We start from the raw sequence: 15,216 nt of genomic DNA, 5'->3' as shown, positions 1-15,216 counted from the left end.
AGTCTTATCTTCCAATATGAAAAGCTCGATTATGAAAAATAATTTTAAACTAATGCTTGCTTTAGCAGGAGCCTTGTTAGCCAGCATTGGCACAAATGCACAAGGCACTATGCTATTGCGACAACCAACCATTAGCAATGATCACATCGTTTTTGTTTACGCCAACGATCTTTGGATTGTTGGAAAAGATGGTGGTGATGCAAGAAGATTGACAAGTAATGAAGGTCAGGAAAGTCAACCTCACTTTTCGCCTGATGGTAAACTGATTGCGTTCACAGCTCAATACGATGGCAATACCGATGTATATATAATCCCTGTAGAGGGAGGCCAGCCGCAACGACTCACGTGGCATCCTGGTGTTGATAATGTTACAGGCTGGACGCCTGATGGAGCATCTATTTTGTTTGCATCTGGCCGAGAATCTGTACCAACAAAAGAATCCAGAATTTTTAAAATAAGTAAGAATGGTGGTATGGAGGAAGCACTTGCCATACCCAGAGCAGTAGCAGGCGAAATTTCTGAAGATGGAAAGTACCTGGCTTATCAGCAAATTGGATTTTGGGATCCGGAGTGGCGTAACTACAGAGGTGGTCAGGCGAAACCTATCTGGATTGCTGATTTGAAAACATTTGAGTTGACGCAAACACCTCAGACGGATAATGAAAGACACACCGATCCAGTTTGGTTGAATAACATTGTTTATTTTTTAAGTGAGCGTGATTATGCAAACAATGTGTGGTCATACAATCCTGCTACTAAAGAATTGAAGCAGTTAACCTTTCATGCTGATTTTGATGTAAAAAGTATAGATGCGGGTAGTGGTAACGTTGTGTATGAACAAGGTGGATATCTGCATGTGTTAAATGTTGCGAATGGTACGAGTAAGAAGTTAACTATTCATGTAAAGGGTGATTTTCATTGGGCAAGAGAACGTTGGGAAGATGTGCGTGCTACGGCTTTGCAGAATGCCTCTTTATCGCCTACGGGGCAGCGTGCTTTATTTGAATATCGCGGAGAGATTTTTACGGCACCAAAAGAAAAAGGTGATTGGAGAAATATTACCAATAATTCTGCTTCAGCAGATCGCTTTCCTGTTTGGTCGCCTGACGGAAAAAGGATTGCCTGGTTTAGTGATGCCAGTGGCGAATACCAACTCATGATTGGCGATCAGGAAGGACTGGAAAAACCAAAGACTATTACTATACCTAATCCAACGTTTTTCTTCAGGCCTGCATGGTCACCCGATGGAAAGTATATTGCCTTTACTGACACTGATTATAATTTATGGAATGTTGAGGTAAGTACCGGAGCGAGTAAGAAAGTAGATACGGAAAGATATGCACATCCAAATCGTTCATTAAACCCTGTATGGTCGCCTGATAGTAAATGGATTGCTTATGCACGCTTATTAGACAATCACTTTAAGGTAATTAAAGTTTACAACGTTGAAACTAATCAGAGCCTTCAGTTAACCGATGGTTTGGCTGATGCGATCTCTCCAGTGTGGGATGCTAATGGAAAGTACTTGTATTTTTTAGCCAGTACAAATTTTGGCTTAAATACTGGTTGGCTTGAAATGAGTTCATACGACAGACCTGTTACACGCGCACTTTATGTAATTGTATTAAATAAAGATGATGTCTCGCCACTGGCACCGCGCAGTGATGAAGAAAAAGCCAAAGAAGAAAAGAAGGAAGCAACTGCAACACCAGTTGTTAAAATTGACATGAATGGTTTAAGTAATCGCATAATGGCGGTCAATGTTCCGGCAAGGAATTATACAGCGCTGTTATCAGGCCCTGAAGGTTATGTGTTTTACGCAGAAGCAATTGCTAATCAACAAGGCATTACTTTACACCGCTATAATTTCAAAGATCTGAAATCAGAAACATTTCTTTCAGGCTTAAACGATATGTCTGTTTCTAATGACCGAAAATCAATTTTGTACAGGAGCAATGCTATATGGGGAATTTTAGGAACAACAGATGCAAACAAAAAAGTAGGTGATGGAAAGTTAGAATCTATCAGCTCAATGAAAGTGAAGGTAAATCCGTTGGAAGAATGGAAACAAATTTTCCGCGAAGGATGGCGCTATCAAAGAGATTTTCTTTATGTGAACAATACACATGGTGCCCCATGGAACGATGTGTATAAATGGTATAGCCCGTGGGTAGATCATGTAAGACATCGTAGCGATTTGAATTATTTGGTAGATATACTTGGTGGAGAAATAGCTGTTGGTCACTCTTATACAAGTGGTGGAGATTTTCCTGATGTAGAATCAGTTCCTGTAGGTTTGTTGGGCGCTGATTACGAAGTTGACAATAAGTACTATCGCATTAAGAAAACTTATTTGGGCGAAAACTGGAATCCGGATTTAAAAGCTCCCTTAAGAGAGCCTGGTGTAAACATTAATGCCGGAGATTATTTGCTGGAAGTAAATGGTCAACCCGTTTCTGCTACAACCAATCTTTATAAGTATTTCGAAGCAACGGCTAACCGCCAAACTAAAATTCGAGTAAATAGTAAACCATCTTTAGATGGTTCACGTGTTGTAACTGTTGTGCCTGTTGAAAGTGAAAATCAATTACGTTCTGTGGATTGGGTAGAAGGTAATCGCAGAAAAGTTGATGAATTATCTAAAGGACAATTGGCCTATGTTTATGTTCCTAACACAGGTAACCCTGGTTACACATCTTTTAACAGATACTATTTTGCACAGCAAGATAAAAAGGGTGCTATTATAGATGAACGTAACAATGGCGGTGGTTCTGCAGCTGATTACATGGTGGATATTATGGCCAGACAATTACATGGTTACTTCAATAGTAAGGCGGGAGATCATCGTCCTTTCTTAACACCTAATGCAGGCATATTTGGGCCGAAGGTAATGTTGATCAATGAACGTGCCGGCTCTGGGGGTGACTTACTTCCTTATTTGTTTAACAAAATGAAAATAGGACCATTGGTAGGAACAAAAACATGGGGTGGTTTAGTAGGCACATGGGATACACCCCAGTTTGTTGATGGTGGTCGTATGGTAGCACCCCGTGGTGGTTTCTATGATGTTAATGGTGAGTGGGCAGTAGAGGGAGTTGGTATATCCCCTGATATTGAGGTGCAACAAAATCCAGCTGACGTAATTAAAGGCAGAGATCCACAATTGGAGCGAGCAGTAGAAGAGGCTTTAAAATTATTGAAGACCCAGGCGGTTGAAATTAAACCTGAACCTGCACCACCAGTTAAATATAAACGTCCAGTTAAAAAGAATTAATGGCTAACATATTTAGGGATTGAAAATGTAATGCCGTTTAGTTAAGCTTCAATATTCATCCTCTCCTTTGGAGAGGATTGTAGGTGAGGCCAATAAAAGGCTTAACTAAACGATAAGGAATCAAAAAATGCCGGTGTATGCCGGCATTTTTTTTGAGTTTTAATCTGTGTTTCCTGCAGTGAAGTTGGACGGTTATTGTGCGAAACTGAACAACAGAAAATTTTAATTTGTTTGGGTTTTGTGATTTTTCAATATAAATACACCATTTAGTGTTACCTGATTCACTATTTAATGGTCTAAGAAGGTGTAATCTTTTACGCATGATTTTTGTAACCAAAGTCTTTTTACAAAGTTCTCTTAAGTATAGACCCATCTGGTATGTTGACAAACTACATTAAAGTTGCTTTGCGTTCTATCTTCCGAAACAAGCTTACAGCCTTTATTAACATTGCAGGTCTTGCATTAGCCTTGCTTTGTGCTTTAATGATTTACTTGTATGTTGATGATGAACTACAGTATGATCGTTATAACAGTAAGGCGGATAGAATTTATCGGGTGACGCGTAACTTCTTATCGCCAGATGGATCCGTTAATCTGCACTTAGGACATGTAGCTCCACCATTTGGACCATTACTGAAAAATGATTTTGGTGATTTTGAAGAAGTGGTTCGTACATTGCAAACGCGATCGCTTGTAGCATATCGAATCGAGGGTGAAGAAGTTAAATCATTTAATGAAGAGAGACTGTTTTACGCAGAGCCTGAATTATTTCAAGTATTCGACATCCAGATAAGTGATGGTAACCCTGGGAAATTATTACGAGACCCTTTTACAGCGATGCTCTCAAAAACAACCGCTAAGAAATATTTTGGCGATGAAACTGCAATTGGTAAAACTTTAAGATTAGGTAATAATTACGATATAGCAGTAACTGGTGTTTTTGATGATTTGCCTTTACAAGCACATTGGCATCCTGAAATTCTGCTTTCATTTTCAACACTTAATGATAGCACGATTTATGGGAGAAGCAGACTAGAGACAAATTGGGGAAATAATTCTTTTGGCACCTATGTTTTGGTAAAGGAAGGATTTGATCAGAAAAGAACAGAAGCCCAGTTTCCAGATTTTCTGGATAAACACATGGGCCCACTTTTCGCTGCTAATAACAGCCCACTTCCTTCGTCATTTACAAATATCTTTATGCAGAAGCTTACCGATATCCATTTGCACTCGCAATTAGATTCAGAAGTCGAAACAAACGGCAACATTACAAATGTATACATGATGTCAGTCATTGGTATTTTTATAGTGCTGATTGCTTGTTTCAACTTTGTGAATTTATCCACTGCAAGAGCCACCAAGCGAGCAAAGGAAGTAGGCATGCGTAAAGTTTCCGGGGCATTAAAGCAACAATTGATTACTCAATATTTGAGCGAATCAGTACTCATAGCGTTGTTTGCATTAGTTATTGCACTTGGATTCTCCTGGATTGCGTTGCAATGGTTAAATGATTTTACCGGTAAATCGATAAGCTTAAATCTTCTTGGCAATCTACGACTTGCTGCAAGTGTTATTTTGTTTACAGTCCTAATTGGCACTATTGCTGGTATCTATCCTGCTTTTATTATTTCAGGTTTTCAACCTGTTCAAATATTAAAAGGGCAGAAAGGTTCGGCCGGAAGCAAAGGAGGTATTCGCAAAACACTTGTTGTCGCTCAATTCACCATTTCTATTGTACTGATGATTGCTACCGCGATTACATTTCAACAACTTAATTATTTGAATAACCGCGATTTGGGTTATGCCAAAGATCAGGTAATAACATTGCGTTATTTTTCAGACTTAACAGAAAGTTATGATGCGTTTTATAATGAAACGATGAATCATTCGTCTATTAAAAACATATCTCGTTCAAGCAGAATACCGACAGGGCGTTTACTCGATTCTCAAGGTGCGGCTCAGATCCAACAGGGCGATTCTATGACAACCGCTAATGTGATTCTGAAAAACGTACGCATCGATTTTGAGTTTTTTGACACATACGCAATACCTTTTGTAGCAGGAAGAAACTTTTCGAAGGAAATCAAAAGTGACGATTCACTGGGATTCGTTCTTAACGAAGCAGCTGTTAAAATGCTTGGCCTTAGTAATGAAGATGTACTGACAAGAGATTTTCAATATGGAAATGTTAAAGGTCGTGTTTTGGGTGTTGTACGTGATTTTCATTTTGAATCGCTGCATGAAGAAATTATTCCAATGGTGTTTCATCCTGCAGCATTTTATAATCGTATTTCAGTAAAAGTAGCAGGTAATGATATGCAGGAAGCCATTGCACACCTGGAAAAGGTATGGAAAAACTTTATTCCTCATCGTCCATTTGAATATGATTTTTTAAGTATGCAGTACAGTCAATTGTATGAAGCAGAACAAAAACAAGGTCAGTTATTTACAACATTTTCAGTATTGGCTATAGTTATTGCCTGTCTGGGTTTATTTGGTTTGGCAACCTTTAATACAATGCAGCGAGTGAAAGAGATTGGTATCCGAAAAGTGTTGGGTGCTTCTACAACGCATATTGTTGGTATTCTTTCTAAAGAAATTATCTTGCTGGTGATTATTGCCAATTTAATCTCATGGCCACTTGCATGGTATTTTATGGATAAGTGGCTTGATGGCTTTGCCTATAAGGTTAATTTAAACCTTGGTATTTTTGCGCTGGCTACATTTGCCGCATTGTTGATTGCTTTGTTAACGGTGAGTTCGCAAACAATAAAAGCAGCACTGACTAATCCTAGTAAAACATTACGTTATGAGTAAATATTTGGTATTGATTCATTAATTGGTATAGTTTAAAAATTGGCAAAGTACGGAATAGATAATATAATAGTAGGTAATTGACAAATTGTCAACTGTCCATTGTTAATTTTCTCAATGAACACCACTACTTTCGTAGTAGCCTTTTCACGCGTACCATTAGCTCGGGTAAACTGAAGGGTTTTACCATGTAATCATCAGCGCCAAGTTCAAATGCTTTTAACACATCATCCTCCAGTCCTTCGGAAGACATTACTAGAATTGGTGTCTTATAACGTTGATTATTTCTAACAAAGGAAATAATTTCTAATCCTGAAAGAAAGGGCATTTGAAGATCAGTAATTATGAGTTTGATATTATTGATTTTTATCTGCGCCAAAGCCTCCCTTCCATCCGCTGCTACAATAACCTCACCAAATCCTTCTCTCTGTAATTTAAATAGTATTATGTTTATTACTACAGGGTCATCATCACACACTAAAATTTTCATACTTCGTGGTGTATTGTATTATTTGCTTTTGTAATTCTTCAATTGAACTGCTGCATGAACGACACAAAGAATTTTGAAGACGTGTATCTACCGCAGTGATGCCTTGACTTTTGATAAGATCAGCAATTTGATCACACTGTTCCTTGAGTTTTGCATTGCCAGAATATCCTAAAGTTGCTTTTATTTTATGATATGCATCCATGTATTGCTTTTCTTCTCGTGTTTTCACTGCCGTCAGAAAATTTTCTCTGAATTCTGTAATGTTTTCCTTGAATGAACCTAATAACGCCTGAGCAAATTCTGAATCGCTTTCTAGGTAACTTGATAGTTCTCTCATTTGTTTATTTTTTTAGTTAGCTGTCTTTTTAGTTTATCGTATAGTTCAGCTGGATTGAAGGGTTTGGTAATGAAGTCATTCATACCAGCATCCAAAGCCTGATTCTTTTCCGAGAGCATTGCAGACGCAGTAAGGGCAATGATTGGAACCTCTTCTATGGCATAACCAATCTCCCTTATTTTTTTAGTTGCTTCATACCCATCCATTAGAGGCATTTGCAAATCCATTAAAATTATATCAATACTATGTCTTTGTAGTAAAGCAATCGCTTCCAATCCATTTTGAGCGTGATGTACAACAACACCCCAGTTTTTCATGATTTTTCTTGCAATGAGTATATTTACCTGATTGTCTTCCGCAATAAGTATTGATGTACCGTGTAGTGCTTTAAAATCTTCAATGTGTGAATTGCTTTTTAAGCGCGTCTCACCACTTAAGTCGTTTTCATTTTTTGTAAAGTTGAGCAGGAAGCTGAATTCAGAGCCAACGTTTACTTCACTTTTAACTTCAATGGAACTACTTTGTAATTCCAGTAATCGTTTAGAAATGACTAATCCCAAACCAGTGCCACCAAACCTACGGGTAATCGTAGCATCCACCTGGCTAAATTCTTTAAAAAGTTGACCTTGCTTTTCAACTGGGATACCTATACCAGTATCCTTCACAATAAACTTTATAAGATTCTCATTCCCCACTATGCTTTCTAGCTGAACATCTATTGTAACCTCACCCCTATGGGTAAACTTGATGGCGTTACTTACAAGATTATTAAGAATCTGTGCCAACCTCACAGGATCGCCAATAACCATTTCAGGCATATCATCATCTCTCCTCAGCTTGAGTTTTATTTGCTTATCCTGCGCTTTTAAGTGATTGGCGTTTTTAATTTCTGATAGCAACGAAACAAGATTGAATGGAACTTTTTCAATAGTTATTTTTCCAGCTTCAATTTTGCTAAAATCTAAAATGTCGTTCACTATAGACATTAGATTACTAGCGCTAAATTTCAACGTTTTGATATACTCAATCTGATGAGGTGCCGGATCTTCCTCCATAAGCAAATGGGCAATGCCTGAAATGCCATTCAAAGGTGTTCGTATTTCGTGACTCATGGTGGATAAAAAATCCGCTTTTGCTCTGCTGGCTTCTTCAGCTTTTTGTTTTTCGGCAATGAGCAATTTTTGTTGTTTTCTGTTTTCTAAAAGACTGATGATGGAATGACTTAAAGTAGTAAGTGCCTCACGTTGGTCTTCGCTAAGTGAACCTGGCTTTTGATCGATAATACATAAGGAGCCTATCTCATAGCCTTCCGAAGTGATGAGTGGGGCGCCTGCATAAAAACGAATGTATGGCTTTCCAATAACAAATGGATTGTTTCTGAATTCAGGATCAAGGCTAGCGTCTTTTATTTCAAGAATATTTTTACTTTGAATGGTACGGTTACAAAATGCTGTTTCTCTGTCCGTACATGAAATCTCCAAACCAACACTCGATTTTATCCATTGTGTTTGCTCATCAATAAAAGTAATATTTGCTATAGGCTTATTGCAAATGATGGCTGCTAATCGCGTGAGTTCATCAAACTCTTTTTCGGGAAGTTCATATTTAATTGAATAGCTTTGAAGAGCCGATAATCTTTCTTTTTCAGATTGAGGTGATGTTGAAGGCATAGTATTAGTAAATAATTTTGATGGATAAATGCATGTCGTGTGGTGCTGGTAAGGTTCCTCCAAAGTATGGCCATAACATGTAATACATACCTTTAGTGCATGTAGCACTTCGCGTTATACTCACCGATTCCTGATCATTTAGTTTAAATAAATAGGCATCAGGGGTAAGTTCTATTTCGTAACGGTTTTCCTTTTCCAATTCAACAACACCAATAAATTTTTCAATTCGCTCGCCATTTACATAGCAATAGGCATATATCTCCATTTGATTGTTGAACCATTGCCAGGTAAACCGAGCACTATTCTCATGGTGCATATTATTACAATCAGAAAACCCGAGAAGTTTGTTTTTACAATCCTGAAAACTTGTTTCTTCAAAAATGTAACGACATGATTCGTCAAACTTTGCGTAAAAGGCAAGTCTTGAACTTTGTAGACTTTCTACTAGTCGGGGGGAGGCAAAATGCTCACCTTCCTTTAAATGAAAATTTCTATATAAATCTGCTTCAGGTTCGCATGCTGTGAATAGCATGATGGCGGATAAGGATAGGATTACGATGCGTGTCTTCATAAAGTTGATTGATTAAAAAGACTGAATTGTGTTTTGAAAGAAAAAGCCGGGTAACCTTGTCTGTAACTACTAGCTACACCGACTGCTAACCACTTGGATACTTTTATTTTTGTTTCCAAGGAAGGAACGATAACAACAAACTGTTCATCCATGAGACCAGCCCTGAGCATAGCATAAACTGATATTTTTTCAGACTTGGCTATTGGCAGAGCAGTAAATACACCATACCAATATGACTGCTTGGGATTATTTTCGCTGATAAATCTATTTACATTGTTTTGGTAAAAGGTACCTATGGATCGTTGCTTTTTACTTTGATAACCCATCATAAACTGCGATTCTGTATTGGCAACGGTTTTTTCAACTCCTGTGCTCAACACAAGTGTTTGTGCTTGAATTATTGAGGCAGAGAATAACAGTATGATGATTAGTGTTTTCATATAATTATGCAGGTATAGCTATACTAAATGTTGAACCTTCATTTTCTTTGGAAATGAGAAAAAGCTGACTATCGGATTTCTCTATAAGGTGGCTGAGTTGGAAAAGCCCCATGCCTAAACCATTAGATTTCTCACTACCCTTATAAAATGGTTTGAAGATATGTGGTTGAACATGCTGTGGTATTCCAATCCCATTATCACTTACTTGTAAAAGCGTAAAGCGATCTCGTGCATGCACGTTTAATTTTATTTGTTTCTTTTTCTTGCGCGAATCCTGAAACATCACTGCATTATTAAGTAAGTGTGTAAGTATTAATGGAAATGAGTAAGGATCAATCTGGCATTCTTCTGCTACCTTTATATTTTTCTTAAGTGTGATAGATTTCTGATCAAGTATATCTTCAAAGCTTTTAAGCACACTGTTAGTCATTTCTTCACAATCGACATTTACTTTTTTTGTAATATGGTGGTTGGTTATCAGAAACTCTTCTAATGATTTTAGAAGCTTCTCCATTTTATCTGTAGTGCTGTTTATACGCTCAAGACATTCATGAATCTCTGCAGTATGTGGATGTAGTTCTGCTACTTGTACAAGTCCCTTTATCGATGTGAGAGGTGATCGCAAATCGTGAGAGCAGCTTGTAATAAAACGGTCGATTAACTGATTAGCATCCATGGCTGTAGATATTTAAGAATTAATTTCCTTTTAAGCGATTTGTGCCGAAGCTTACACCAAGGTTAAAGCTCCACTGACCAGAAGTTTGTGTTTGACGAAAATCGTTAGAGGCTATGGTACTGAAAGGCTTATTGTATTGTGTTGCAGCAAAGAGCTTTACGAAGTCATAGTTATTCAGCAAGTTGATGGCGACACCAGCACCTAATGATGCGTTGTAAACATCAAGCTTGCCAATGTAGGGCTCTCTTGATACACTGTAATTTATCTGACTATTTTCTTCGGTTGTGTAATAACCATAGAGCTTATAATAGTTTTTAGTTACACCCATTGAAAAATATGGGTTAATTCTGGAGTCCTCTTTTTTAAGCGCACGAAGCGGATAAAAGTTAGAAGTAGCCTCCATTTCTATCATATCAGTGGTGTGTTTTACTTGTGCAGCTGAGTAGTAGTAGCCAATAACAAGTTTGGTTTCGAAGGCGCGGCTTCCCCATACTAAACCAGCTGAACCACCTTCTTCTAATGCTTGCATGCCATCAATGGCAGCGTAGTTGCTGGACAGAACTGATGAGCGCACTCCGAATGATACAGTGAAACCAAGATGATCTCTTTTCGCTGCTGCTATGTCGCGGTTAGTACTGCGCATTAATTGACCTTGTGCTATAGAGGTTATAAGTAAGGTGATTACAATTAATACCCCTTTTAAAGCTGAGAGACTTGTCTTTGTTTTCATATGTCTTACCGTTTTTTCGTTTTGGTAAGACAAAGGTGCATGCTGGCTAAAGCCTAACCGACAGGGGATTCCTGATTTGCAGGAAATCAGGAATTCCGGTAAAAATTCTTTAAAAGTGATGATTTACATGCTTGATATAACCAAAATGTGTTTATAGCAATAAAAACAACTGAGGGCATAGGGGAATCCCTGATAAGTAGTTATCAGGAATAAAGCGTTTAGTTCAGTAAAAAATTGGATGAAATTTTAATGAAAGGATTAATCAATAGAGATGATATTGTTTTTGATCGCGTACTTAATCAACTCTGTATTGTTTTTGAGCCCTAGCTTGTCAAGAATGTGTGTTTTATGTGTCTCAACAGTTTTTACGCTAATGAAAAGTCGTTCTCCGACTTCTTTATTACCAATACCTTCAGCCACAAGTTGTAAAATTTCACTTTCACGCTTTGTCAAGCCTTCTGTCACTTTTCGATCACGCTTTTTTCCACTTTTCTCATGTTCGTAAAAATCTTCAAAGATGAGTTTGGTAATGGCTTCTGTAAAATATCGCTCACCCGACTGTACAGTTCGGATCGCCAGTAGTAAAATGTCCTTCGATGCATCCTTTGGTATATAACCGTCAATACCTGATTTTATTCCCGCTGCGACAAATTCTTTTTTTACTTCTGTTGAGAGTAAAATCACTTTGATATTGTTGTCTTGTTCTTTTATCCATCGGGTCGCTTCTATACCCGTCATTCCTTTCATAACGATATCCATTAATACAATATCTGGAGTGAGGGTGCGAGCTAGTCCAATTGCTTCCTCACCTGTTGAGCACATACCACAAACTGCAATATCATCTACATTACTTAAAAGTGAGCGTATGCCATCTCTTACTAATGTGTGATCGTCTACTATTAGAATGTTTATCATAATTTTTTATTCTCGGGATTGAGCAATTCACGAACCGTGTCTGTTAATTCAGCGCTTTTACAGGGTTTCTTCAGGTAGGCAGTTGCTCCGGCATCCATTCCTTTTTGCTGATCTTCGGGTGTTGCTTTTGCCGAGAGTATAATGATGGGAATATTATTATCTCCTTCTGCTAATCTGATCTTCCGAATCAGATCCAATCCATTCAAATTGGGCATAACAATGTCGCTGATGATCAGATCCGGTCTTTCCTGGCTAAAAGCATCCATTCCTGCTAACCCATTTCGCTCCCAACGCACATGATAACCTTCCATTTTAAGGATATCTCTAATGTTCTCACCCAGGTCTTCAGTGTCTTCAACAAGTAAGATATGCAGGGCCATAGAGTGATTTTATTCAGTTGGGTTCTTTTTTTGTTTTTGCTCATCCAAATTAAGCATTTTGTTTACAAAGCCTATGCTTGCATATGAATTTAATGCAGTTGCGCTGTTTAATTGCTTTAATGCTTTTTTTTGACGACATTAAATATGTTGGATTTTTCGACAGCTTGTATTGATAAATACACCTTGCTCCCCCCTATTACAAATGAACGATATCAACTATTTTCTTGCTGCATTTAAAAGTAACCCTATACCTACTGTTATTCTTAAATTTTCAAAATCGATTTTTACTATTGTACATGCCAACAATGCTTATTGCTTAATGGCAGCGATGAATGAAAGTGATTTAATTGATAATCACCCATACAATATTCTGCAGAAAATGGGATTTGAATTCTCGGAAGCTGACAAGTCAGTTTTTGAAGAATCTATGATGAATTCGTTTACAGATAAAAAGACGGATAGGATCGTACTTAATACGCCAACTACATCAGGATTCAATGCACCACTCGAAGTACTAAACAGTACTTTTGAATCGGGCAATGCTGACACATTTATTTTACAAACGTTGCGTACCGATTACTATGATACAACCACAGAGCGAAATGCTCACAGTCTGGTAAAATATAAACTGATCATAGATAATTCCCCTAGCGCTATTTTTTTATCAAAACCAGACGGAACAATATTGGAAGCCAATAAAGCAGCCTGCGAATTGTTTGGATATACCGAGCAAGAGCTAAGGCAAATTGGAAGACAAGGTATTCTTGATCATAATGACGCAGGGCAACAAAAGCTTAAGGAAAGAGAAACGAAGGGTAGGGCGAGGGGAGAAGCAACAGGTATAAAAAAAAGTGGTGAACGCTTTCCGCTTGAATTCGCTTCTGTAATTTTTTCTGATGATGATGGGAAGAAAATAGCTTCAACCACAATGCATGAAATTACCGATCGTAAAAAGGTTGAAGAACAATTGATAAAGAGTGAGCAACGCTTTAGGAGTCTTGTTCAAGATGGATCAGATCTGATCGGGATTTTGGATTTAGCTGGAAATTATTCTTACGTAAGTCCCACCTCCATATCGGTATTAGGTATGTTGCCCGAAGAGTTCATCGGTAAAAATGCCTTTTCGTTTATTCACGAAGACGATTTGGAATCTGTGAAGTCGAACTTTAATAGATTAAATGATGAAAAACGCATAAGTATTGGACCATTTCGTTTTAAACATAAAGATGGTACATGGCGATGGATAGAGACTACTATAGTTAATTTAATAGATGATCCTGCTGTAAATGGTTTAGTGGCTAACTCAAGGGACGTAACGGAAAAAATTGATGCTTTTAAGGCAATACATGAAATTAACGAGCGCTATCGCTTTGTCTCCAACGCAACGTTGGATGCTATCTGGGATTGGGACTTGCTTACGGACACAATTTTATGGGGTGAAGGATTTCAAACCATGTTTGGTTTTAATCTTGAAAATCCAATTAGTGAAAGTACCTTATGGACGGAGCACATCCATCCGGATGATTTTGATCGTGTAGTTCAGAGTATTAATAGGATAATACAGGGTAAAGAAGAGAAGTGGAATGCAGAATACCGTTATAGAAATGGCAAAGGAGTATATGTTTTTGTATTTGATCGTGGTATTGTAATTCGTGATGCAGATGGTAAGGCCATTCGTATGGTTGGATCTATGCGTGATATTTCTCAACACAAAAATGAAGACATTCAGAAAGCACTATTTTCTGAGATCAGTCACCTATTTAGTAACCCTGAAAATAGTCTTCATCACATCTGTAAACAAGTGGCGGAAACTATTGGAAAGTTTACGGGTGACTGGTTAGTCGAGATTTGGCTGCTAGGACCTGATAAAAAGAAACTCTCATTATTTACTATGGTAAGCGATGATACAGCGCTACAGCAGTTTTACACGGATACAGAAAATATAAAAACTTTTAAAAAAGGAGAGGGTCTTCCTGGGGTAGTTTGGGAGAAGCTTACTGTTCAGCAATGGAAAAAACCTTCTGAACATGAAAAGTTTATTCGGAGTGGGGCAGCTCAGCGTATTGGACTTAAAGCGGTAGTAGGCATTCCGCTAATTTATGGCACGGACTTTCTTGGTGTTTTGGTTTTAGGCTCAATAAAAAATGTGGTAGAAGAAGGAATGCTTCAACCCTTTTTTTATGGGTTTGCAGACCGCTTGGCCTCAGAGATTCACAGAAAGCAATTGGAAAATGAATTGAGTCTTATTTTTAATACGAGCCCTGATGTGATTTGTATCGCGGGTCCGGATGGATATTTCACAAAAGTTAATCCGGCTTTTTGCGAATTATTAGGTTACACATCTGAAGAGCTCACAACAAGACCTTTTATAGAGTTCATTTTTAAGGAGGATCAGGAATCAACCGCTGCTGAATATATTGAAACAGTTGGTGGATCAAGAAAGGCACAAGGTTTTATTAATCGGTATATATCTAAATCAGGATCATTAAAATGGATTTCATGGAACTCATCTCCTTTCTTTGGAGAAGAGAGTCATTCTTTTGCTTACGGCCGTGATATTACCGCAACCAAAGAGCTTCAGGATTTATTAGATGAAGCGAATAAATTAGCGAGAATTGGAGGGTGGGAGGCAAACCTTGAAACCAATACTGTTCTTTTCTCTGATATAACGCGAGAGATACATGAAGTAGGAAAGGATTATATACCAACACTTGAAAAAGGTATTAATTTTTACAGAGAAGATATAAGGCATTTGGTTGAAAGATATGTAGATGTAGCCATAAACAAGGGTGAAGCATAGGATTTTGAACTACCTATTATAACAGCCAAGGGTAATGAACGTTGGATAAGGAGTATAGGTAAAGCAGAATATAGAAATGGAAAATGCGTTAGAATTTATGGAAGTTTTCAGGATATACA

12 protein-coding genes are annotated in these 15,216 nt (G+C 37.8%); 3 read left to right on the top strand and 9 right to left on the bottom strand.

All coding sequences use genetic code 11. From position 1 onward, the window contains the following. The first annotated feature begins 31 nt into the window (after window positions 1–31). A complete protein-coding gene (locus SanaruYs_RS17660) occupies window positions 32–3,274 on the top strand; it encodes a S41 family peptidase (protein ID WP_127123932.1) in 3,243 nt (1,080 codons plus the stop codon). A 378-nt stretch (window positions 3,275–3,652) separates the two neighbouring features. Continuing rightward, on the top strand, window positions 3,653–6,091 hold the full coding sequence (locus SanaruYs_RS17655; RefSeq protein WP_127123931.1) for an ABC transporter permease: 2,439 nt from the start codon (window positions 3,653–3,655) through the stop codon (window positions 6,089–6,091). A 124-nt stretch (window positions 6,092–6,215) separates the two neighbouring features. Here SanaruYs_RS17655 and SanaruYs_RS17650 read toward each other — a convergent pair whose 3' ends face one another. The 9 genes from SanaruYs_RS17650 to SanaruYs_RS17610 all read right to left on the bottom strand — a co-directional run bounded on the left by SanaruYs_RS17650 (window position 6,216) and on the right by SanaruYs_RS17610 (window position 12,297). Next, complete coding sequence (locus SanaruYs_RS17650; RefSeq protein WP_127123930.1) at window positions 6,216–6,578, bottom strand: response regulator transcription factor; 363 nt, start codon at window positions 6,576–6,578, stop codon at window positions 6,216–6,218. Further along, the gene (locus tag SanaruYs_RS17645; protein ID WP_127123929.1) at window positions 6,559–6,915 is read right to left on the bottom strand and encodes a hypothetical protein; all 357 of its coding nucleotides are present in this window, start codon (window positions 6,913–6,915) and stop codon (window positions 6,559–6,561) included. The genes SanaruYs_RS17650 and SanaruYs_RS17645 overlap by 20 nt, the downstream gene beginning before the upstream one ends. Then, the gene (locus SanaruYs_RS17640) at window positions 6,912–8,585 is read right to left on the bottom strand and encodes a response regulator (protein WP_127123928.1); all 1,674 of its coding nucleotides are present in this window, start codon (window positions 8,583–8,585) and stop codon (window positions 6,912–6,914) included. The genes SanaruYs_RS17645 and SanaruYs_RS17640 overlap by 4 nt, the downstream gene beginning before the upstream one ends. A gap of 4 nt (window positions 8,586–8,589) precedes the next feature. After that, window positions 8,590–9,156, bottom strand: coding sequence for a hypothetical protein (locus tag SanaruYs_RS17635; RefSeq protein WP_127123927.1), 567 nt, complete (start codon window positions 9,154–9,156; stop codon window positions 8,590–8,592). Continuing rightward, complete coding sequence (locus SanaruYs_RS17630; RefSeq protein ID WP_127123926.1) at window positions 9,153–9,596, bottom strand: hypothetical protein; 444 nt, start codon at window positions 9,594–9,596, stop codon at window positions 9,153–9,155. Before SanaruYs_RS17630 ends, SanaruYs_RS17635 begins: the two co-directional genes overlap by 4 nt. A 4-nt stretch (window positions 9,597–9,600) precedes the next feature. After that, window positions 9,601–10,272: a sensor histidine kinase gene (locus SanaruYs_RS17625; RefSeq protein ID WP_127123925.1), complete on the bottom strand. Its 672-nt coding sequence runs from the start codon at window positions 10,270–10,272 to the stop codon at window positions 9,601–9,603. A 19-nt stretch (window positions 10,273–10,291) separates the two neighbouring features. Then, a complete protein-coding gene (locus SanaruYs_RS17620) occupies window positions 10,292–11,002 on the bottom strand; it encodes a hypothetical protein (protein WP_127123924.1) in 711 nt (236 codons plus the stop codon). 258 nt (window positions 11,003–11,260) lie between these two features. Then, on the bottom strand, window positions 11,261–11,917 hold the full coding sequence (locus tag SanaruYs_RS17615; RefSeq protein WP_127123923.1) for a response regulator transcription factor: 657 nt from the start codon (window positions 11,915–11,917) through the stop codon (window positions 11,261–11,263). Next, a complete protein-coding gene (locus SanaruYs_RS17610; protein WP_127123922.1) occupies window positions 11,914–12,297 on the bottom strand; it encodes a response regulator transcription factor in 384 nt (127 codons plus the stop codon). Before SanaruYs_RS17610 ends, SanaruYs_RS17615 begins: the two co-directional genes overlap by 4 nt. 202 nt (window positions 12,298–12,499) lie before the next feature. Between SanaruYs_RS17610 and SanaruYs_RS17605 the strand changes: the two genes are divergently transcribed. Then, window positions 12,500–15,097, top strand: a complete 2,598-nt coding sequence (locus tag SanaruYs_RS17605; RefSeq protein WP_127123921.1) for a PAS domain S-box protein — start codon at window positions 12,500–12,502, stop codon at window positions 15,095–15,097. Window positions 15,098–15,216: the final 119 nt, after the last annotated feature.

The organism is Chryseotalea sanaruensis, from assembly GCF_003990915.1.
GTDB lineage: Bacteria > Bacteroidota > Bacteroidia > Cytophagales > Cyclobacteriaceae > Chryseotalea > Chryseotalea sanaruensis.
This window is presented reverse-complemented; position numbering and strand designations above follow the sequence as displayed.

Coding starts and splice junctions, on each gene's coding strand:
- SanaruYs_RS17660 (WP_127123932.1), top strand. CDS start 32: ATGAAAAATAATTTTAAACTAATGCTTGCTTTAGCAGGAGCCTTGTTA.
- SanaruYs_RS17655 (WP_127123931.1), top strand. CDS start 3,653: ATGTTGACAAACTACATTAAAGTTGCTTTGCGTTCTATCTTCCGAAAC.
- SanaruYs_RS17650 (WP_127123930.1), bottom strand. CDS start 6,578: ATGAAAATTTTAGTGTGTGATGATGACCCTGTAGTAATAAACATAATA.
- SanaruYs_RS17645 (WP_127123929.1), bottom strand. CDS start 6,915: ATGAGAGAACTATCAAGTTACCTAGAAAGCGATTCAGAATTTGCTCAG.
- SanaruYs_RS17640 (WP_127123928.1), bottom strand. CDS start 8,585: ATGCCTTCAACATCACCTCAATCTGAAAAAGAAAGATTATCGGCTCTT.
- SanaruYs_RS17635 (WP_127123927.1), bottom strand. CDS start 9,156: ATGAAGACACGCATCGTAATCCTATCCTTATCCGCCATCATGCTATTC.
- SanaruYs_RS17630 (WP_127123926.1), bottom strand. CDS start 9,596: ATGAAAACACTAATCATCATACTGTTATTCTCTGCCTCAATAATTCAA.
- SanaruYs_RS17625 (WP_127123925.1), bottom strand. CDS start 10,272: ATGGATGCTAATCAGTTAATCGACCGTTTTATTACAAGCTGCTCTCAC.
- SanaruYs_RS17620 (WP_127123924.1), bottom strand. CDS start 11,002: ATGAAAACAAAGACAAGTCTCTCAGCTTTAAAAGGGGTATTAATTGTA.
- SanaruYs_RS17615 (WP_127123923.1), bottom strand. CDS start 11,917: ATGATAAACATTCTAATAGTAGACGATCACACATTAGTAAGAGATGGC.
- SanaruYs_RS17610 (WP_127123922.1), bottom strand. CDS start 12,297: ATGGCCCTGCATATCTTACTTGTTGAAGACACTGAAGACCTGGGTGAG.
- SanaruYs_RS17605 (WP_127123921.1), top strand. CDS start 12,500: ATGAACGATATCAACTATTTTCTTGCTGCATTTAAAAGTAACCCTATA.